General features: G+C 73.6%; 18 protein-coding genes and 2 pseudogenes. 7 read left to right on the top strand and 13 right to left on the bottom strand.

Going from position 1 to position 19,147, the window contains the following annotated elements:
• From ACIBQZ_RS03255 to ACIBQZ_RS03235, 5 genes and pseudogenes are all read left to right on the top strand, one after another.
• A pseudogene (locus ACIBQZ_RS03255) lies at window positions 1-332 on the top strand (sugar ABC transporter substrate-binding protein); the annotation flags it as partial.
• 78 nt (window positions 333-410) lie between these two features.
• Entirely contained in the window at window positions 411-1,223 is an 813-nt protein-coding gene (locus tag ACIBQZ_RS03250; RefSeq protein ID WP_396086779.1) for an ATP-binding cassette domain-containing protein, read from the top strand.
• On the top strand, window positions 1,220-2,476 hold the full coding sequence (locus ACIBQZ_RS03245; RefSeq protein WP_396086778.1) for a sugar ABC transporter permease: 1,257 nt from the start codon (window positions 1,220-1,222) through the stop codon (window positions 2,474-2,476). The genes ACIBQZ_RS03250 and ACIBQZ_RS03245 overlap by 4 nt, the downstream gene beginning before the upstream one ends.
• 31 nt (window positions 2,477-2,507) lie before the next feature.
• On the top strand, window positions 2,508-3,683 hold the full coding sequence (locus ACIBQZ_RS03240) for an ROK family protein (protein WP_396086777.1): 1,176 nt from the start codon (window positions 2,508-2,510) through the stop codon (window positions 3,681-3,683).
• Window positions 3,684-3,709: 26 nt separating this feature from the next.
• On the top strand, window positions 3,710-3,970 hold the full coding sequence (locus ACIBQZ_RS03235) for a DUF1707 domain-containing protein (protein WP_396086808.1): 261 nt from the start codon (window positions 3,710-3,712) through the stop codon (window positions 3,968-3,970).
• Here the strand turns inward: ACIBQZ_RS03235 and ACIBQZ_RS03230 are convergent.
• From ACIBQZ_RS03230 to ACIBQZ_RS03175, 12 genes and pseudogenes are all read right to left on the bottom strand, one after another.
• Window positions 3,930-5,714: an ABC transporter ATP-binding protein gene (locus tag ACIBQZ_RS03230; protein ID WP_396086776.1), complete on the bottom strand. Its 1,785-nt coding sequence runs from the start codon at window positions 5,712-5,714 to the stop codon at window positions 3,930-3,932. The two genes, ACIBQZ_RS03235 and ACIBQZ_RS03230, sit on opposite strands and share 41 nt — an antisense overlap.
• Complete coding sequence (locus ACIBQZ_RS03225) at window positions 5,711-7,408, bottom strand: ABC transporter ATP-binding protein (protein ID WP_396086775.1); 1,698 nt, start codon at window positions 7,406-7,408, stop codon at window positions 5,711-5,713. Before ACIBQZ_RS03225 ends, ACIBQZ_RS03230 begins: the two co-directional genes overlap by 4 nt.
• A 43-nt stretch (window positions 7,409-7,451) precedes the next feature.
• A complete protein-coding gene (locus ACIBQZ_RS03220; RefSeq protein ID WP_396086774.1) occupies window positions 7,452-7,706 on the bottom strand; it encodes a hypothetical protein in 255 nt (84 codons plus the stop codon).
• Window positions 7,707-7,714: 8 nt separating this feature from the next.
• On the bottom strand, window positions 7,715-8,767 hold the full coding sequence (gene tsaD / locus ACIBQZ_RS03215; protein WP_396086773.1) for a tRNA (adenosine(37)-N6)-threonylcarbamoyltransferase complex transferase subunit TsaD: 1,053 nt from the start codon (window positions 8,765-8,767) through the stop codon (window positions 7,715-7,717).
• On the bottom strand, window positions 8,760-9,188 hold the full coding sequence (gene rimI / locus ACIBQZ_RS03210; protein WP_396086772.1) for a ribosomal protein S18-alanine N-acetyltransferase: 429 nt from the start codon (window positions 9,186-9,188) through the stop codon (window positions 8,760-8,762). Before rimI ends, tsaD begins: the two co-directional genes overlap by 8 nt.
• Window positions 9,188-9,844, bottom strand: coding sequence for a tRNA (adenosine(37)-N6)-threonylcarbamoyltransferase complex dimerization subunit type 1 TsaB (gene tsaB / locus ACIBQZ_RS03205; protein WP_396086771.1), 657 nt, complete (start codon window positions 9,842-9,844; stop codon window positions 9,188-9,190). The genes rimI and tsaB overlap by 1 nt, the downstream gene beginning before the upstream one ends.
• Before the next feature lie 9 nt (window positions 9,845-9,853).
• The gene (gene ung, locus ACIBQZ_RS03200; RefSeq protein WP_396086770.1) at window positions 9,854-10,537 is read right to left on the bottom strand and encodes a uracil-DNA glycosylase; all 684 of its coding nucleotides are present in this window, start codon (window positions 10,535-10,537) and stop codon (window positions 9,854-9,856) included.
• A complete protein-coding gene (gene tsaE, locus ACIBQZ_RS03195; protein ID WP_396086769.1) occupies window positions 10,534-11,016 on the bottom strand; it encodes a tRNA (adenosine(37)-N6)-threonylcarbamoyltransferase complex ATPase subunit type 1 TsaE in 483 nt (160 codons plus the stop codon). Before tsaE ends, ung begins: the two co-directional genes overlap by 4 nt.
• Window positions 11,013-12,047, bottom strand: coding sequence for an alpha/beta fold hydrolase (locus tag ACIBQZ_RS03190; protein WP_396086807.1), 1,035 nt, complete (start codon window positions 12,045-12,047; stop codon window positions 11,013-11,015). The genes tsaE and ACIBQZ_RS03190 overlap by 4 nt, the downstream gene beginning before the upstream one ends.
• 182 nt (window positions 12,048-12,229) lie before the next feature.
• Window positions 12,230-13,339, bottom strand: a pseudogene (gene alr, locus ACIBQZ_RS03185) (alanine racemase); the annotation flags it as partial.
• 36 nt (window positions 13,340-13,375) lie between these two features.
• Entirely contained in the window at window positions 13,376-14,824 is a 1,449-nt protein-coding gene (locus tag ACIBQZ_RS03180) for an NAD(P)H-hydrate dehydratase (RefSeq protein ID WP_396086768.1), read from the bottom strand.
• Between the two features lie 18 nt (window positions 14,825-14,842).
• Complete coding sequence (locus ACIBQZ_RS03175; RefSeq protein ID WP_396086767.1) at window positions 14,843-15,211, bottom strand: holo-ACP synthase; 369 nt, start codon at window positions 15,209-15,211, stop codon at window positions 14,843-14,845.
• 161 nt (window positions 15,212-15,372) lie between these two features.
• Between ACIBQZ_RS03175 and ACIBQZ_RS03170 the strand changes: the two genes are divergently transcribed.
• Together ACIBQZ_RS03170 and ACIBQZ_RS03165 are read left to right on the top strand one after the other, a co-directional pair.
• Window positions 15,373-15,651: a hypothetical protein gene (locus ACIBQZ_RS03170; RefSeq protein ID WP_396086766.1), complete on the top strand. Its 279-nt coding sequence runs from the start codon at window positions 15,373-15,375 to the stop codon at window positions 15,649-15,651.
• Complete coding sequence (locus ACIBQZ_RS03165) at window positions 15,648-17,204, top strand: alpha/beta hydrolase (RefSeq protein ID WP_396086765.1); 1,557 nt, start codon at window positions 15,648-15,650, stop codon at window positions 17,202-17,204. Before ACIBQZ_RS03170 ends, ACIBQZ_RS03165 begins: the two co-directional genes overlap by 4 nt.
• Here the strand turns inward: ACIBQZ_RS03165 and glmS are convergent.
• Window positions 17,191-19,074: a glutamine--fructose-6-phosphate transaminase (isomerizing) gene (gene glmS / locus ACIBQZ_RS03160; protein ID WP_396086764.1), complete on the bottom strand. Its 1,884-nt coding sequence runs from the start codon at window positions 19,072-19,074 to the stop codon at window positions 17,191-17,193. The two genes, ACIBQZ_RS03165 and glmS, sit on opposite strands and share 14 nt — an antisense overlap.
• Between the last annotated feature and the right edge of the window lie 73 nt (window positions 19,075-19,147).

Below are 19,147 nucleotides of genomic sequence, written 5' to 3'. Positions count from 1 at the left end.
GCAAGGTTCCGGTCACCGGTCAGGACGCGACGGTGCAGGGTCTGCAGAACATCCTCGCGGGTGACCAGTGCATGACGGTCTACAAGGCCATCAAGCAGGAGGCCGACGCCGCTGCCGACCTGGCGATCTCGCTGGCCAAGGGCGAGAAGAAGGACGTGCCGCAGACCATCACCGACCCGGAGTCGAACGCCGCGGTCCCCTCGGTGCTGCTGACCCCGAAGGCGATCTTCAAGGACAGCGTGAAGGACGTCGTCGCGGACGGTTTCGTCACCAAGGACCAGCTGTGCACCGGCGACTTCGCCAAGCTCTGCACGGACAACGGCGTCAGCTGACCCCACCTCGGGCCCGACGGCGCCGCCCATGCCCGACCGGGCGTGGGCGGCGCCGCATCGACTGAAGGAGAAACACCCGTGGCCGCGACACCTCTTCTGGAGTTGCGCGGGATCGACAAGAGCTTCGGTCCCGTCCAGGTCCTGCACGATGTCGGACTGAGCGTCTATCCGGGGGAAGTGACCGCACTCGTCGGTGACAACGGCGCCGGCAAATCGACACTGGTCAAGTGCGTCAGCGGGATCTACACGATCGACGCGGGCACGGTCACCTTCGACGGCAACCAGATCGCCGTGCACAGCCCCCGGGACGCCGCCGCGCTGGGCATCGAGGTCGTCTACCAGGACCTGGCGCTCTGCGACAACCTGGACATCGTCCAGAACATGTTCCTGGGCCGGGAGAAGATCCGCGGGCTGGTCCTGGACGAACCCACCATGGAACAGATGGCCGGCGACACCCTGGCCAGCCTGTCGGTGCGCACCGTCAAGTCGTTGCGCCAGCTCGTCGCCAGCCTCTCCGGCGGCCAGCGCCAGACCGTCGCGATCGCCAAGGCGGTGCTCTGGAACAGCCGGGTGGTCATCCTCGACGAACCCACCGCCGCGCTCGGCGTGGCCCAGACCGCGCAGGTCCTCGAGCTGGTCCGCCGGCTCGCCGACAACGGCCTGGGCGTGGTGCTGATCTCGCACAACATGAACGACGTCTTCGCGGTCTCCGACCGGGTCGCCGCGCTGTATCTGGGCCGGACCGCGGCCCAGGTCAAGACCAGCGACGTGACCCACTCGCAGATCGTCGAGCTGATCACCTCCGGCCGCAGCGGCAACCTCGGCCTGCCGCCCGAGAAGCCGGCCGCCTCCGGCTTCGCCGACATCACGCCTGGAGACGGGGACCGATGACAACCACCACCACCACGGCCGGCGGCGTCAAGGTCGTCAAGCCCACCGTCGCCGGCCACCTGCACGACTACTGGGGCCGGGTCCGGGGCGGCGACATCGGCAGCCTGCCGGCCATCCTCGGCCTGATCGTGCTCTGCCTGATCTTCGGCATCGCCCGGCCGACCTTCTTCAGCGCGGTCAACTTCGCCAACCTGTTCTCCCAGGGCGCCGCGGTCATCTTCATCGCGATGGGCCTGGTCTTCGTCCTGCTGCTGGGCGAGATCGACCTGTCGGCCGGCTTCGCCAGCGGCGTGTGCGGCGCGGTGATGGCCATCATGCTCACCAACCACGGCTGGAGCTGGTACTCCGCGATCGCGGTCGCCCTGTTCACCGGCCTGGTGATCGGGTTCGCGCTGGGCTTCCTGGTGGCGAAGGTCGGCATCCCGTCGTTCGTGGTCACGCTGGCGGCGTTCCTGGCCTTCCAGGGCATCCTGCTGGTGCTGCTCAGCGGCGGCAAGAACATCTCCATCCGGGACACCTTCGTGCTGTCGCTGGCCAACCGGAACATGTCCGTCGTGGTGAGCTGGGCGATCGCGATCGTGGCCGTGGCCGGATACGCCGCCCTGCAGTTCACCCGGGTCCGCGGGCGCGCCACCCGGGGCCTGGTCACCGACCCGATGGGCATCGTGCTGGCCCGGATCGCGGCGCTGGCGTTGATCCTGTTCGCCGCCGTCGCCGTGCTCACCGCCGAGCGCAGCATCAACCCGGCGATCAGCGGCTCGGTCAAGGGCGTGCCGATCGTGGCGCCGATCATCGCGGTCTTCCTGGTCATCTGGACCTTCGTGCTGGGCCGCACCGCGTACGGCCGGCACGTGTACGCGGTGGGCGGCAACACCGAGGCGGCCCGCCGCGCCGGCATCCCGGTCGACCGGATCCGCATCTCGGTCTTCGTGATCGGCTCGTTCATGGCCGCGATCGGCGGCATCATCGCCGCCAGCCGGGCCAACTCGGTAGACCCGAACTCCGGCGGCAGCAACGTGCTGCTGTACGCGGTCGGCGCGGCCGTGATCGGCGGCACCAGCCTCTTCGGCGGCAAGGGCCGGGTGCTGGACGCGGTCATCGGCGGCGCGGTGATCGCGGTGATCGACAACGGCATGGGCCTGATGGGTTACAGCTCCGGCACCAAGTTCATCGTCACGGGCCTTATCCTGCTTCTTGCCGCCAGCGTGGACGCGCTGTCGCGGCGCAGAGCGGCAGCCACCGGTAACCGATGAGCATGCCTCGGACGGAGGGGGCAGCGAGCTGATGCGAGCGGCCCCCAGCCAGGAGGAGGTCCGCCGGCACAACCTGGGCACGCTGCTCCGATACGTACACATTCATGGTGCTACGTCCCGAGCGGAACTCACCACCAAGCTGGGCCTGAACCGCAGCACCATCGGCGCGCTGACCACCGAGCTGGCCGCCGCCGGGCTGGTCACCGAACGACCGCCGCAGCAGACCAGCCGGGCCGGACGACCTTCCCTGGTCGTCCGGCCCGAGTCGGCTCAGGTGTACGCCTACGCGCTGGCCATCGAGGTGGACCGGCTGCGCGCCGCCCGGGTCGGGCTGGGCGGCCGGATCCTGGACCGGCGGGAGACCGACCGACCGCGCGGCATGCAGGTCATCGACGCGGTCCAGCCGCTCGCCGGCTTCGTCCACGAGATGCGGCTGGACGTCCCGGAGGGCGCCCGCTACGTGGGCGCCGGCCTCGCGGTGGCCGGCATGGTCCGCCGCGACGACGGCATGGTCCGGCTGGCGCCGACCATCGGCTGGGTCGAGGAGCCGGTCGGCGAGGCGCTCAGCAACGAGATCGGCGACGTCGGCCCGATCGCGGTGGCCAACATCGCCGACGTGTCGGCGCTGGTCGAGCACAGCCGCGGCGCCGCGGCCGGCCGCGACAACGTCATCTACCTGTACGGCGACGTGGGCGTCGGCGGCGGCATCATCGCCGGCGGCCGGCGGGTCACCGGCCACGGCGGGTACGGCGGCGAGGTCGGTCACATGGTCGTCAACCCGCGGGGCCGGCGCTGCGGCTGCGGCTCGCGCGGCTGCTGGGAGACCGAGATCGGCGAGTACGCGCTGCTCGAACTGGCCGGCCGGGGCCACCTGAGCGGCCGGGAGGCGGTGCTGGGGGTGGTGGACGCGGCGATGCGCGGCGACTGGGCGGCGCAGCAGGCGGTCCGCAAGGTCGGCGACTGGATCGGGCTCGGCGTCGGCAACCTGATCAACATCTTCAACCCGGAGGCGGTGATCTTCGGTGGCACCCTGCGGGACGTGTACCTGGTCGCGGCGGCCCAGATCCGCAGCCGGCTGAACGAGGTGGCGCTGCCGGCCTGCCGCGAGCACGTCCGGCTGCGCACCCCGGAACTCGGCACCGATGCCGCCCTGATCGGCGCGGCCGAGCTGGCCTTCGAGCGGCTGCTGGCCGACCCCCTGTTGTGAGCCGGGGTTAGAGTGCCCGCGTGAGCATGCGCGCCTCCGACGAGGATCGGCAGCGGATCGTGGCCGCGCTCGAGCGGCACACCGGCGCCGGCCGGCTGACCCTGGACGAGTTCGCCCACCGGGTCGACGTGGTCAGCGCCGCCCGCACCCTGGACGAGCTGGCCGCGGTCGTCAGCGACCTGCCCGTCGAGACCCGCGAGGAGAAGCAGCGCCGCGAGCTGCTGCTGGTCTTCGCGATCGCCCTGGTCACCCTGGTGCTGCTCGGGGTGGGGCTGGCGCTGCGCTGACCGGCGGCGCGCCGTGCCAGGAGGCCCACAGCGCCGCGTAGGAGCCGTCCGCCGCGACCAGCTCGTCGTGCGAGCCCAGCTCGGTGATCCGGCCGTCCTCCACCACCGCCACCCGGTCCGCGTCGTGGGCGGAGAAGAGCCGGTGCGCGATCGCCACCACCGTACGGCCCCGCAGCACCGCCGCCAGCGACCGTTCCAGGTCCCGGGCGGCGCGCGGGTCCAGCAGTGAGGTCGCCTCGTCCAGCACCAGCGTGTGCGGGTCGGCCAGGACCAACCGGGCCAGCGCCACCTGCTGCTCCTGGGCCGCCGACAGCGTCGCCGCGCCGGTGCCGACCTCGGTGTCCAGCCCGTCCGGCAGCGCCTCGGCCCAGCCCAGCGCGTGCACGGCGGCGAGCGCGGCGCGGACCTCGTGCTCGGCCGAGCCCGGGCGGACCATCGCGACGTTGTCCCGAAGCGTGCCCATGAACACGTGGTGTTCCTGGCTGACCAGCGCGACCTCGGTGCGCAGCCGGTGCAGCGGCAGCCCGGCCAGCGGCACCCCGCCGACGGAGATCGAGCCCGCGCCGGGGGCGTACACCCCGGCGAGCAGGCGGCCCAGCGTGGACTTGCCGGCGCCGGAGGGCCCGACGATCGCCAGCCGCTCCCCCGGCTCGATGGTCAGCGAGATGCCGTGCAGCACCTCCCGGCCGGCCACGTAGGAGAACCGCACGTCGTCGGCGACGATCCGGGCGCCGCGCGGGGTGGCGCCCTCGGCCGGCGCCGCGTCGGGCGTCTCGGCCACCCCCAGCAGCCGGGCCAGGGAGGCAGCGCCGACCTGGAGCTCGTCCAGCCAGCCGAGGAACCGGTCGATCGGGTCGATCAGCAGCTGCGCGTAGAGCACCGCGGCGGTGACCTGGCCCAGGCCGACCCAGCCCTGGAGGTAGTACCAGCCGCCGATCAGCAGGGTGCCCGCCACCGGCAGCACATAGCCCACCTCCACGGTGGGGAACCACACCGTACGCAGGAACAACGTGTACCGCTCGGCGCGGAAGGAACGGTTCAGGTCGGTGTCCGTACGCCGGATCCGGTCGGCCTGCCGGCCCAGCGCGTCGATCGTCCGGGCCCCCTCGACGGTCTCCGCGAGACCGTCGGTGACCTGCGAGTAGGCGGCGTTCTGCCGGAGGTAGGCGGGGCCGGCCCGACGCAGGTACCAGCGGGCGGAGAGCGCGATCACCGGCACCGCGATCAGCAGCGGGAGCGCGAGCAGCGGGCTGACCAGCAGCAGCGCGCCCACCGCCAGCGTCGCGGTCAGCAGCGCGATCGTGGTCTCGGGCACCGCGAACCGCACGCACCGCGACAGCGCATCGACGTCCCGCGAGGTCCGGGTGAGCAGGTCCCCGGTGCCCGCCCGCTCCACCATGGACAGCGGCACGGCCAGCACCCGGTCCACGAACTCCTCGCGCAGCTCGGCCAGCACCCGCTCGCCGAGCCGGGCCGAGGCCAGGAACGCGAACCGGACCAGCACCGCCTGCGTCACGACGCACCCGGCGATGCCGAGCGCGATCAGATCCACGGTGCCGGTCCGGACGCCGTGCTGCAGCGACTCGATCAGCTCGCCGAGCAGCCGCGGCGAGACCAGCCCGGCGATCGCGGCGAGGGCGTGCAGCAGGACGGCGACGATCAGCGGGCGGGGATGCCGGCGGAAGAGGTTGCGGGCGTACCGGCGGACCTGGCGGGTGTCAGCGACGGGCAGCGCGTTGCTCACTCCCGCAACACCGTTCTCGCGTAGCCCGGATGGCCGGCCAGCAGCTCCTGGTGGGTGCCCGCGGCGACCGTACGGCCCGCCTCGACGTAGTGCACGACGTCGGCGCGGTCCAGCACCAGCGGGCTGGTGGAGCAGATGACCGTGGTGCGGCCGCGCCGGGCCGGGCCGAGCCGGGCGGCGATCCGGGCCTCCGTGTGCGCGTCGACCGCGCTGGTCGGCTCGACCAGCACCAGCACCTCCGGGTCGGCGACCAGCGCCCGGGCCAGCCGCAACCGCTGCTGCTGGCCGCCGGAGAAGGTGCGTCCCCGCTCGGCCACCTCGGTCTCCAGGCCCGCCGCCAGCCCGGCGACGATCTCGTCCGCGCCGGCGGCCACCAGCGCGGCCGGCAGCGCCGCCGCGCCGGCCGGATTCAGATCCGCCCGCAGCGGGCCGGAGAACAGGCGCGCGTCGTTGTCGGCCACCAGGATCCGCTCCCGCACGGTCGCCAGATCAAGATCGCTCAGCGGTACGCCGGCCAGCGTCGCCCCGGCGCCCGGCGCGGTGTCCACGTAGCGCCCCAGCCGATCGGTGATCGCCACCGCGTCCGCGGGCGCCGCCGCCGCGATCGCGGTGACCAGGCCCGGGCGCACCACCACCCCGGACACCCGGTCCACCAGCTCACCGCCGCCGGGCACCCGGGCGGGCCGGTCCGGGTCGGCCAGATCGGTACGGGCCAGCAGCATCGTCACCACCCGCCGGCTGGAGACGTGGCCCCGGGTCAGCTTGTCCAGCGTCTCGGTGAGCTGGCGCAGCGGCGCGACCAGGAACGCCGCGTACCCGTAGAACGAGACCAGCTGCCCGAGCGTGATCCGCCCGGAGAGCGCGAAGCGGGCGCCCAGCCAGGTCACCAGGGCCAGGAAGATGCCCGGCAGCAGCACCTGGGCCGCCTCCAGCAGTGCCTCCACCGTAGCGACCCGCAGGCCCGCCGCGCGCAGCCGCTGCGACTCGGCCCGGTAGCGGGCGGACATGACCGGCTCGCCGCCCACCCCACGCAGCACCCGCAGCCCGCTGACCAGGTCGGTGGCCCGGCCGGTGAGCCGGCCCTGCTGCTCGCGGTAGGCCTGCTGGCGGCGGTGCAGCGGCCGGATCAGCAGCCCGACGACGGCCATCAGCAGCGGCACGCCGAGCACCACGATCAGGCCCAGCGGCACCGAGGTGACCAGCAGGACCACCGTCACCACCACGATGGCGATCAGTGAACCGGCGCCCCGGGCGGTGATGTCCAGCGCGCCGCCGATGTGGCCGATGTCGGCCGTACCGATGGCCACGACCTCGCCCGCGTCCAGCCGGCGCGGCAGCGCCGAGCCCAGCCGGTTCGCCTGCCGCACCGCCACCTGCACGGTGCGGTACGCGCCGGCCAGCCAGTTGAAGACGGCCAGCCGGTGCCGGGTCACCCCGGCACCCGCCTGGATCAGGCCGACGCCGAGCAGCACCAGGCTCCAGACCAGCAGGGCGCCTAGGTCGCGCCGGGTCAGGCCGGCGTCGATGGCCTTGCCGATGATGGCCGGCACCAGCGCCTGGCAGATCATCCAGACGATGCCGAAGAGCATGCCGCCGGTGACGGATGACCACGTACGCCGGGCGAGCCAGCCCAGGTAGCGGGTGGCGGACCGGTCGTCGGGGATGCCGGGATCGGCAGGCGGCAGCTCGCGCATTCTCCCTTGACGGTACGAAACCGGGCCGTCACGGGCCAGCGCGTTATCTGTCGACCGGCGTGAAATCCCAGACGTGCGGCGCGCGGGCGGTCAGGCGTTCCGGCGGGGCGGGCAGGTCCGCCGGGGTGTGCCGCCACCGGGAGATGACCACGATGCGGTGGTCGGTCGAGGAGTAGACGTCGCTCGACACGTGCGACGGCAGGACCTCCACCTGCGGCAACGCCACGTCGCAGACCCAGGTGAGCAGCTCGTCGAAGCCGCTGCCCAGGGCCCGCACCTCCCACATTCGAGCAATCATGCTGCTTCCTACCCCGCCACAGTGACCGAGGTCAATGGCATCGCGGAATCCGCCGGCAGGTCCAGCCGGCTGGGCGCAACCCCGGCGGCGACCAGGTGCGAGCCGAGCGCGGCGACCATCGCGCCGTTGTCGGTGCACAGCCCCGGGCGCGGCACCCGCACCCGGATCCCCAGCTTGGCGGCGCGCTCCTCGGCGAGCGCCCGCAGCCGCGAGTTGGCGGCGACCCCGCCACCGATGATCAGCGTCTCGACGCCGTGCTCCCGGCAGGCGGCCAGGGCCTTGCTGGTCAGCACGTCGCAGACGGCGTCCTGGAAGCTGGCGGCGACGTCGGCCACGGGCACCGGCTCGCCGCTGCGCTCGCGGGCCTCGACCCACCGCGCCACGGCCGTCTTCAGCCCGGAGAAGGAGAAGTCATAACGGTGCTTGAGCTGGTCCTTCGGCGAGGTGAGCCCGCGCGGGAAGGCGATCGCGGTGCGGTCGCCGGCGCGGGCGGTGCGGTCGATCACCGGGCCGCCGGGGAAGCCCATGCCGAGCAGCCGGGCCACCTTGTCGAACGCCTCGCCGGCCGCGTCGTCGATGGTGGCGCCGAGCGGCGTGACCCCGGCGGTGAGGTCGTCCACCAGCAGCAGCGAGGAGTGGCCGCCGGAGACCAGCATGGCGATGGCCGGCTCGGGCAGCGGCCCGTGTTCGAGGGTGTCGACGGCGACGTGGGCGGCGAGGTGGTTGACGCCGTAGAGGGGCTTGTCGGCGGCGAGCGCGTACCCCTTGGCGGCGGCGACCCCGACGAGCAGCGCACCCGCGAGACCGGGCCCGGCGGTCACCGCGATCGCGTCGATGTCGGCGAGGGTGACCCCGGCGTCGTCGAGCGCCCGCTGCATGGTCGGCACGATCGCCTCCAGGTGGGCCCGGCTGGCGACCTCGGGCACCACCCCGCCGAAGCGGGCATGCTGCTCGACGCTGGACGCGAGCGCGTCGGCCAGCAGGGTGTGGCCGCGCACGATGCCGACGCCGGTCTCGTCGCAGGAGGTCTCGATCCCGAGGACCAGGGGTTCGTCAGGCACTTCGCATCATCACCAGGGCGTCGGTGTTGCTGGGCTGGTAGTAGCCGCGCCGGATGCCGACCGGCTCGAAGTCGTAGCCGGCGTAGAGCCGCTGGGCGGGCGCGTTGTCGACGGCGACCTCGAGCAGCACCTTGCGCTTGCCGGCCTCGGCCAGCAGCGCCTCCAGCAGCTGCCGCCCGATGCCACCGCGCTGGGCCCGCCGGTCCACGGCGATGTTCTGCACCCAGGACTCGTCCTGGTCGACGATCGCCAGGCCCGCGTAGCCGGCCACCTTCTCGTCCTCCTGCGCGACCAGGTAGAAATTCCGCTGCGCCAGCTCGTTCCAGAACATGGCGGCCGACCACTTCTCCGCGCCGAACAGGTCCTCCTCGATCGGCAGCACCTCGGCGATGTGCCACCAGCGGAACCGGGTGATCAGCATCAGCTCAGCACGGACTTCCGCGCGGCCGGCTCCACGGCGTCGGGCCGGCGCAGATAGAGCGGGGTGAGCTGCTCCCCCGGCGCCCGGCCGCGGACCTGCGCCGCGGCCAGCGCGATCAGCGCCTCGCCGGAGGGGAACAGCACCCGGTCGTCGATCGGGATGCCGAAGATCTCGCTGTACTTCAGGGCGCCCTCGCCGACCGCCCGGTCGGCCGCGACCAGGACATCGGCGGGCTTGGCGACCTCGGGCCCGGTGACCCGGACCCCGTCTGCGTAGGTGGCGAAATAGACCTCACGCCGGCGGGCGTCGGTGGCGACCAGCACCCGGCCGGGACCGGCCGCGCGGCCGATCGCGTCCAGCGAGCAGATCCCGTACGTGGGGATGCCCAGCGCCTGCCCCATGGCGGCGGCGGTGGCCAGCCCGACCCGGAGCCCGGTGAACGGGCCCGGGCCGACCCCGGCGACGATCGCGGCCAGCTCCCGCGGCCGCACCCCGGCGGCGTCGAGAACCAGCTGGACCTGCGGCGCGAGCCGCTCACCGTGGGCGCGAGGATCAACGGTACGGCGCTCGGCAAGCCCCTTGATGCCGCTGTCGGTGACCTCCCCGAGAGCGGCGGTGACCGCGGGAGTGGCGGTGTCCAGCGCGAGAACGAGCACGTGAGAACCCTAACCGCCGGCTCGCGGGTCCCAGTCGACGGGCGGGCGGCCGGCGTCGGCCAGGGCCTTGTTGGCCGCGCTGAACGGGCGCGAGCCCCGGAAGCCCTTCGGGTTCAGCGGGCTCGGGTGGCCGGCCTCCAGCACCACGTGCGCGGGGTTGCTGACCAGCGCGGCCTTCTTACGGGCGTAGGTGCCCCAGAGCAGGAACACGATCCGCTCGTCGCGGGCGTTCAGCGCCCGGATCGTCGCGTCGGTGAACGCCTCCCAGCCCTTGTTCGCATGCGACGCCGCGGCTCCCGCGCGTACGGTCAGGACCGCGTTGAGCAACAGCACCCCCTGGCGTGCCCAACCGGTGAGGTCGCCGCTGGTCGCCGGCGGCACCGCGACGTCCTCGGCCAGCTCCTTGAAGACGTTGCGCAACGACGGCGGGATCCGCACCCCGTCGCGGACGCTGAAGCTCAGCCCGTGCGCCTGCCCCGGCCCGTGATACGGGTCCTGCCCGAGGATCAGCACCCGGGCCTGCTCGGGCAGGCACAACCGGTAGGCCGCGAACAGGTCCTCGACGGGCGGGTACACGGTCTGCGTCTCGTACTGCGCGGTGACGAAGGCGCTCAGGGCCGTCGTCGCCGCCCCGTCGAGATACGGCGTGAGCTCCGCGCGCCAGGCGTCCGGGAGCAGGTCGGGCAGGTTCACAGCTTCTCCAGTCGGGCGGCCCAGTCGCCGCCGTGGGGGACGAGGTCGATGACCCGGGTGTCGTCGTCGAGCCGGTCGATCCGGACGGCCAGGTATTCGTCGTTGAGCTGCTCGACCAGGCCGGCGCCCCACTCGACCACGGTGACGGCGTCGTCGGCGGACGCGTCCAGGTCGAGGTCGTCGATCTCGGCACGCGGGTCGGCCGCGTCACCCAGCCGGTACGCGTCGGCGTGCACCAGCGGCACCGCACCGCCGCGCGCCGGGTCGGGCCGGTGCACCCGCGCGATGACAAACGTCGGCGAGGTGACGGCGCCGAGCACGCCGAGCCCCGCGCCCAGGCCCTGCACCAGCGCGGTCTTGCCGGCGCCGAGCGGGCCGGTGAGCAGCACCAGGTCACCGGGGCGCAGCAGGGCCGCGAGCCGCCGGCCGAAGGCGTGCGTGTCGTCCACCGTGGCCAGCCGGATGCCGGTCGGAGTCAAGAGATCTTCTCCAGGAACGGGATCAGCGCGGCGTTGACCTCGCCGGCCTTCTCCAGCATGACCACGTGCCCGCTGTTGTCGATCTTCACCAGCGTCGCCTCGGGCAGGTGCCGCAGGATGTTCTCGGAATGGGTCACCGGGGTCAGGTAGTCCTTGGTGCCCACCAGCACCAGCACGGGCACCCCGCGCAGCACGGACAGCGCCGGGAAGCGGTTGTGGGTGTAGAGCGTGTGCAGATACTTGGTGAGCGTCTCGACGGAGGTCTTCGAGTTCATCTGCTCCACGAAGGTGACCAACGACGCGCTGGGCCGGGCGTCACCGAAGCCGTACCGGCGGGTGAGCAACCAGGCCAGGTCGGCGACCGCGACCCGGGCCCGGTCGATCGTGTGACCCCCGATCCGGGCCGAGGCGCCCCAGAGCGGGAAGAACGGCGCGCTGACCCGGGCGACCAGCGCGGGCAGCCCGAGCCTGCTCTTGTCGATCAGGCCGGCCGAGGTGGACATCAGCACGACCCCGGTGACCCGCTCGCCGAACCACTCCGGATAGTGCTCGGCGAACGCCATGATCGTCATGCCGCCCATCGAATGCCCGACCAGGATGATGTGCCCCTCCGGCACGGTCTCGTCGAGCACGGCGGCCAGCGACTTGCCGAGCGCGGCGATGTCGTAGTCACCGGACTGCAACCGGCTGGACCGGCCGTGCCCGGGCTGGTCGTAGAAGACCAGGCGATTCTCCCCCAACGCGGTCAGCACCTGCCGCTGGAAGTAGAACGTCCCCATGTCCAGGGCAAAACCGTGCACGAAGACGACGGTGGGCCTGGCATCGGCACCCGCCGGCTCGACGATCTCCACATGCAGATCGGTGCCGTCGGCGGCGGTGACGGTGACCTGCCGGTCGAACGGCTGGTCACCGAACTCCTCGTCGGCGTAGGGATCGCCGGGCGCGTTGACCGACTTGCGCACCAGGGCCCGTTCGACGGCGAACGCCGTGGCGAGACCGGCGGCGGCAACACCGATGGCGGCCCCGACGATCCCGACCTGCCTGGCCCGCCGCCGCGGCCCGGATCGCGCTGCCTGCTTGCCGTGACTCACTCGCCCTCCCCTTGCCCGGCCACCGGGCCGGCACTTCCGCCCGCGGCTCCGCCTGGCCCGCTGCCCGGAGAATCCGCGCGGTCCGGTCGGGTCGTCGACGGTGCAGGCGGCAGGCCTGCGGTGCCGTCGTAGATCCGGGGCACCCGGGTGCCGCCGAAGCGGGTCACGATCTCGTAGTTGATCGTGCCGATCGCCTCGGCCCAGTCGGTGGCCGTCGGCATGCCGTCGTCACCCGGGCCGAACAGCGTCGCCACGTCGCCCGGCGCGACCGGGTCGTCGCCGCAGTCGAGGATGATCTGGTCCATGCAGACCCGGCCGGCGATCGTGCGGGTGCGGCCGCCCAGCGACACCGGGCCCACATTGGACGCGTGCCGGGGCACCCCGTCGCCGTAGCCGAGCGGCACCAGCGCCAGCGTCGTCTCCCGCGTTGTGTAGTAGGCGTGGCCGTAGGAGACGCCCTGCCCGGCCGGGACCCGCTTGGTCAGCGTGACCCGGGCGCGGGCGGTCATCGCCGGTCGCAGCCCGGTCTGGTGCGCGGGGGCCAGCGGCGACAGCCCGTAGATGGCCACGCCCGGGCGGACCAGGTCGTAGTGGGCGTCCGGGCGGGTCAGCGTGGCCGCCGAGTTGGCGATGTGGCGGTAGCGGGGCTCGATGCCGTACTGCTCCGCGGTCGCCAGGCCCTCGGCGAAGACCGCGAGCTGGTGGTCGACCGTCTCGTGACCGGGCGCGTCCGCGTACACGAAGTGGCTCCAGACGCCGACGATCTCCACCTCGCCGTCGGCCTGGGCCTTCGCCGCCGCTTCCAGCAGGGCGGGCCAGTCGGCCGGGGTGGCGCCGCCGCGGGCCAGGCCCGTGTCGAGCTTGAGGTGCACCCGGGCCGGGCGCTGCGCCCGGCGGGCGGCCGTGACCAGCTCGGCCAGCTGGGCCAGGCTGCCCGCGTTGAGGTCGACGTCGGCTGCGACGCCGTCGTGCAGCGGCAGACCGGGGGCGAGCAGCCAGGCCAGCACCGGAGCGGTGAGGCCGGCCCGCCGCAGGGTCAGCGCCTCGTCGAGGGTGGCGACACCCAGCCAGGTCGCCCCGCCGGCCAGGGCGGCCCGGGCGGCCGGCAGCATGCCGTGCCCGTAGCCGTCGGCCTTGACCACCGCCATGATCTCGGCGGTGGTGCCCGCGCGCAGCGTCGCGACGTTCTCCCGGATAGCGTCCAGATCTACCCGGACCTCGGCCTGCCACATGTTCATCAGCCTACTGACCGGTATGACAGAACCGCGTCACAGCAGCTCGGCGAGGACCGGACGGAGCGCGGCGGCCACGTCCGCGGAGGTCACCGGGCCGTTCTGGGCGGCCCGGCGGCCGGCCAGGCCGTGCACGTAGGCCGCCATGATCGCTGCGCGTTCGGCGGGCAGGCCGGCGGCGAGCAGGGAGCCGAGCAGCCCCGCGAGCACGTCCCCGCTGCCGGCCGTGGCCAGCACGGAGCTGCCGGTCGGGTTGGCCCACGCCTCGCCCGCCGGGGTGGCCACGATCGTCCGGTCGCCCTTGAGCAGCACCACCGCGTTGGTCCAGGACGCCAGCCGGCAGGCCGCGGCGATCCGGTCGGCGCCCGGCCGCTCGCCGGCCAGCCGGGCGAACTCACCGTCGTGCGGGGTGAGCACCAGCGGCGCGTCCCGGCGCAGGTCGGCGGCGTGCTGGCCGTCCACGAGCAGGGTGAGCGCGTCGGCGTCGAGCAGGACCGGCAGGGAGGTGGCGAGCACGCTGCGCAGCTCGGTGCGGGCCGCGTCGTCGGTGCCCAGGCCGGAGCCGCAGACCCAGGCCTGCACCCGGCCGGCCTCGGACACCCGGCCGGCGGCCACCACGGACGGGTGCCGGTGCAGCACGTCGCGGTCGGCGCTGCCGGCGTATCGCACCATCCCGGTCGGGCCGGCGAGGGCGCCCGAGACGGACAGCACTGCGGCGCCGGGATAGGTCGCGGAACCCGTGGCGACGCCCACGACACCACGGCTGTACTTGTCGGAGGCGGCGGTCGGCCGCGGCCACCAGCCGGCGATGTCGGCGGCGTCGGCCACCCGTACCGCCGGGTGGGGGTGCAGGGTCGCACCCAGGCCGATGTCGACCAGGTCGACGTGGCCCGCCAGGGCCGCGGCCGGGCCGACCACGTGCGCGGGCTTGAGGCACCCGAAGGTGACGGTGACGTCGGCGTGCACGGCCTCGCCGGGCACGTCACCGGTGTCGACGGCCACGCCGCTGGGCACGTCCACCGCGACGACCGGCGGCCGGGCGCCGTCCCGGGCACGCAGCTCGGCGAGGCGCTTGACCAGCGCGACCGCCTCCGGTCGCAGCCCGCCGCTGGCACCGATGCCGACAATGCCGTCGACGGCCAGGTCGACCCGTCCCGGCAGCTCCGTGACCGTGACTCCACCCGCGCGGCGCAGCGCGGCGAGGCCCGCGAGGTGCACCCGGTCGGGCCGCAGCAGAACAGCCTTGACCGCCGCGCCCCGGGCGGCGAGGGTGGCGCCCGCATAGAGGGTGTCACCGCCGTTGTCACCGCTGCCGACCAGCAGCAGCACGGTGGCGCCGTAGACCCCGCCGGACTCGCGCAGCAGCAGCGCACACCGGCGGGCCAGCCCGGCCGCCGCGCGCTGCATGAGCGTGCCCGGTGGCAGGGTCGCCATCAGGGCCTTCTCGGCCGCGCGGACGTCCGCCACGCGCCAGGCCTGCCGCATGCTCAACCCCCTGGGAACTCAGGCCTCCGCGACGACCATCGCGGAGGCGATGCCGCCGTCGTGCGACAGCGACAGGTGCCAGCGGCTCACGCCGCGCTCGGCCGCCACCGCCGCGACCGTACCGGAGACGGTCAGCCACGGCCGTCCGTCCGGATCGGTGACCACCTCGCAGTCGTGCCAGCGCAAGCCGGCGGGCGCACCGAGCGCCTTGGCGACGGCTTCCTTGGCCGCGAACCGGGCGGCCAGCGACTCCGGCGACCGCGGGTTGCCGGAGGAGGTCATGCGTTCCGAGTCGGTGAAGAGCCGGTCGGCCAGCAGCGGCGTGCGTTCCAGCGCCTTGCCGAACCGCTCGACCAGCACGACGTCGATACCCACAGCCACGATCACAGGAGCAACCCTATCGGCCCGCGGTCCGGCGCGGCCGGTCGTGCGTCCAGCCTGTGGACAACCGCGGTACGCCCGCAGCCGCTTGTCCACAGGGGCAGATCCGGGGCGGCGAACTCGCCTAGCGTCGTCGGCCGAACCCCTTCCCGACCTGGAGGTTGCCGATGACGTCCGAGCTCGAAGTCGACGCCGCGGCGGTCCGCGCCTGGGCCACCGCCCTGTCCGCGACAGCGGCCCGGATCAGCACCGTGGCACCGCTGCCACCGGGCGGCCCGCCGTGGTCCTCGACCGCCGCGGCGGTGGCCGTGGCGGAGGCGGCGCGGGGGCAGCTGAGCGCACTCGCGGAGGACATCACGGCAGCGGCCCGGCAGGCGTCGGCCGCCGCGGACGACTACGACGACGCGGACGACCGGGCCGCCGCCCGGCTGCGAGGCGTCGGATGAGCGCGGGCGCGGTGACCTGTCCACGGCTGCGGGCCACCGATCCCGGGCGCTGGCGTGACACCGCCGCCGCCTGGCGGGCCTGGGCAGCGACCGCCGGCGGGTGGGCGGCCGAGCTGCGGGCCCACGCGGCCCGGCTCGGTGGCGTCTGGACCGGATCCGCGGCCGCCGCCGCCACGGCCCGCCTGGCTGAGCTGATCCGCCGGCTCACCCTGTTCCGGCTCGGCTGCTGGGTCGCCGACCAGGCACTGAGCGAGTTCGCGGACGCCCTGACCCGGGCCCGAGCCCTGCTGGCGAGCACACCCGCGGGCGCGAGCGCCGCGGACGGCACCGCCGGGGACGGCACCGCCGGGGACGGCACCGCCGGGGACGGCACCGCCGGGGACGGCACCGCCAGGAGCACCGTCGACGGTCAGCGGGCGGGGGCCGCTCGCGACACCGCAGCGGCCGTCACGACCGCGTTGGCCATCGCCGCGCAGGCGGACAGCACATGCGCGAACCGTCTCGGCGACCTGCCCGGGAGCGGCACGGCCACCCCGCCGTCGGTCGATCCGCCGGCCTGCACCGCCTCACCCGCCGAGGTGCGGCGCTGGTGGGAGGCGTTGGGCCCGGCCCAGCGGCGCTGGTTGCTCGGCACCGAGCCGGGCCGGCTCGGTGCGCTGGAGGGCGTTCCGGCCGCCATCCGCGACCTGGCAAACCGGCTGGTCCTGGACGAGCTGCCGGCGGGGCTCCCCGGCCTCGACGCGCTCCGGGACCGGCTGGCCGACGGGGAGCGGACCCGGGCATACCTCTTACGGATCGATCCGGCCGGGGAGGGACAGGCGGTGGTCGCGCTGGGTGACCCGGACCGGGCCGCGCACGTGCTCACCCAGGTGCCCGGCATGACCGCCGACCTGGCCTCGTACGGCGGCGAGCTGACCCGCGCCGAACGGCTCGCGGCCCGCGCCACCGGCCTGGCCCCGGAGTCCGCCACCAGCACAGTCATGTGGCTGGGCTACGACGCCCCGGACTTCGTCCACGAGGCCGCGACCCGGTCCCGGGCCATCGCCGGCGCCGCCGGGTTACGCCGGTTCCAGGAAGGACTCCGCGCCACACACGTCGGGCCGCCGGCGCATCAGACCGTGCTCGGGCACAGCTACGGATCGCTGGTCGTGGGCACCGCCGCGGCGCAGCCGGGCCTCGCCGCCGACGACGTGGTGTTCGTCGGCTCACCCGGCGTCGGCGTGGACTCGGCGGCCGAGCTGCGGGTGCCGCCGGGCCACGTGTGGTCCTCGACGTCCAGGTCGGACATCATCCAGTGGGCGGCCGTCTCACCACGGAGCCTGGCCGAGGATCTCGTGCTCAGCCAGGCCGTGCCGGGCGGCGCCCTGCTGGCCTTCACCCGCCCGGAGAACGACCTGTACTTCGGCACCAATCCGAGTGACCCGGCGTTCGGCGCCCGCGTGTTCACGAGCGAGCCGGACGCCGGGCACCTCGGCTACTGGGAGCCCGGCAGCGCGGCGCTCGACGCGCTGGCGGCCATCGCGGTGGGGCGGGGCGATGTCATTCCACGGTGACGGACTTGGCCAGGTTGCGCGGCTGGTCCACGTCGTAACCCCGGGCCGCCGCGATCTCGCAGGCGAGGATCTGCAGCGGCACGGTGGTCATCAGCGGGGCGAGCAGCGTCGGCGTGCGCGGCACCACGATCAGGTGATCCGCGTACGCGCGCACCGCGTCGTCGCCCTCCTCGGCGATCACGATGGTCCGGGCGCCGCGGGCGCGCACCTCCTGGATGTTGGAGACGACCTTGTCCCGCAGCACGCCGCGCCCCGCCGGGGACGGCACCACGCAGACCACCGGGGTGCCCTCGTCGATCAGGGCGATCGGCCCGTGCTTCAGCTCGCCGGCCGCGAAGCCCTCGGCGTGCATGTACGCGAGCTCCTTGAGCTTGAGCGCGCCCTCCAGCGCCACCGGGTAGCCGACGTGCCGGCCGATGAACAGCACGGTCGAGGCGGTCCGCAGGTCGCGGGCCAGCGCCCGCACCTCCTCCATGCCGGTGAGCAGCTCACGCAGGTCGTCCGGGGTGCGCTGGAGCTGGGACACCACGGCGGCGACCTCGTCGGCGTACATGACGCCGCGGATCTGGGCCAGGTGCAGGCCGATCAGGTAACAGGCGACCAGCTGGGTCAGGAACGCCTTGGTGGAGGCGACCGCGATCTCCGGCCCGCCGTGGGTGTAGAGCACCGCGTCGGACTCGCGCGGGATCGTCGAGCCGTTCGAGTTGCAGATGGCCAGCACCCGCGCCTTCTGCTCCTTGGCGTGCCGCAGCGCCATCAGCGTGTCCATCGTCTCGCCGGACTGGCTGATCACGATCACCAGCGTCGAGCGGTCCAGGACCGGGTCGCGGTAGCGGAACTCGCTGGCCAGCTCGACCTCGCAGGGGATCCGGGTCCAGTGCTCGATGGCGTACTTGGCGACCATGCCGGCGTGGTAGGAGGTGCCGCAGGCGATGATGAAGACCTTGTCGACGTCGCGCAGGTCCTGGTCGGTGAGGCGGACCTCGTCGAGCACGATCTCGCCACGCTCGGAGAGCCGGCCGAGCAGGGTGTCCGCGATCGCCTGCGGCTGCTCGGCGATCTCCTTGAGCATGAAGTAGTCGTAGCCGCCCTTCTCCGCGGCGGAGGCGTCCCAGTCGATGTGGAACTCCTTGCCGGCGGCGGGCTGCCCGGCGAAGTCGGTGATCTCGATGTCCGCGGAGGTGATCAGCACGACCTGGTCCTGGCCCAGCTCAACCGCCTCGCGGGTGTGCTCGATGAACGCGGAGACGTCGCTGGCGAGGAAGTTCTCCCCGTCACCGCGGCCGACTACCAGCGGCGAGTTGCGCCGGGCGGCGACGACCGCGTCGGGCAAGTCGACGTCGATGGCGAGCAGCGTGAAGGCGCCCTCGAGCCGGCGGACGACCCGGCGCATGCCCTCGGCCAGCAGCTGCGGTCCCTGTTCCCCGCCGGCGGCACGCAGCGCCCGCATCTCGGCCGCGAGCAGGTGAGCGGCGCACTCGGTGTCGGTGTCGCTGACGAACTCGACGCCGGCCGCCTCGAGCTCGGCGCGCAGCCGGCCGAAGTTCTCGATGATGCCGTTGTGGATCACCGCGACCCGGCCGTCGGCCGACAGGTGCGGGTGGGCGTTGCGGTCGGTGGGGCCGCCGTGGGTGGCCCACCGGGTGTGCCCGATCGCGGTGGCGCCCACCGAGATGCCGTCGCTCGCGCGTTCGGCCAGCGCCTTTTCGAGATTCGCCAGCTTGCCGGCCTTCTTCTCGGTCAGGATGACGGAGCCGTCGATGACCGCGATACCGGCCGAGTCATAACCGCGGTACTCCAGCCGGCGGAGCCCGTCGAGGACGATTTGCAGAGCCGGCCGACTGCCGACGTAACCCACGATCCCACACATGTGGGGCAGCGTAGCGGACTTCCGCTCACGACCACTGCGCATGAACCACACTTTCGCGCATCGTACGTGAGCG

Source organism: Actinoplanes sp. NPDC049599 (assembly GCF_044465625.1).
In the GTDB taxonomy this organism is placed as follows: domain Bacteria; phylum Actinomycetota; class Actinomycetes; order Mycobacteriales; family Micromonosporaceae; genus Actinoplanes.
The sequence above is the reverse complement of the archived record's forward strand: the minus strand, read 5'-3'. Positions and strand labels throughout refer to the sequence as shown.

Coding starts and splice junctions, on each gene's coding strand:
- ACIBQZ_RS03220 (WP_396086774.1), bottom strand. CDS start 7,706: ATGATTGCTCGAATGTGGGAGGTGCGGGCCCTGGGCAGCGGCTTCGAC.
- glmS (WP_396086764.1), bottom strand. CDS start 19,074: ATGTGTGGGATCGTGGGTTACGTCGGCAGTCGGCCGGCTCTGCAAATC.
- ACIBQZ_RS03170 (WP_396086766.1), top strand. CDS start 15,373: ATGACGTCCGAGCTCGAAGTCGACGCCGCGGCGGTCCGCGCCTGGGCC.
- ACIBQZ_RS03240 (WP_396086777.1), top strand. CDS start 2,508: ATGCGAGCGGCCCCCAGCCAGGAGGAGGTCCGCCGGCACAACCTGGGC.
- rimI (WP_396086772.1), bottom strand. CDS start 9,188: ATGCTGATCACCCGGTTCCGCTGGTGGCACATCGCCGAGGTGCTGCCG.
- ACIBQZ_RS03225 (WP_396086775.1), bottom strand. CDS start 7,408: ATGCGCGAGCTGCCGCCTGCCGATCCCGGCATCCCCGACGACCGGTCC.
- ACIBQZ_RS03165 (WP_396086765.1), top strand. CDS start 15,648: ATGAGCGCGGGCGCGGTGACCTGTCCACGGCTGCGGGCCACCGATCCC.
- ACIBQZ_RS03235 (WP_396086808.1), top strand. CDS start 3,710: ATGCGCGCCTCCGACGAGGATCGGCAGCGGATCGTGGCCGCGCTCGAG.
- ACIBQZ_RS03180 (WP_396086768.1), bottom strand. CDS start 14,824: ATGCGGCAGGCCTGGCGCGTGGCGGACGTCCGCGCGGCCGAGAAGGCC.
- ACIBQZ_RS03245 (WP_396086778.1), top strand. CDS start 1,220: ATGACAACCACCACCACCACGGCCGGCGGCGTCAAGGTCGTCAAGCCC.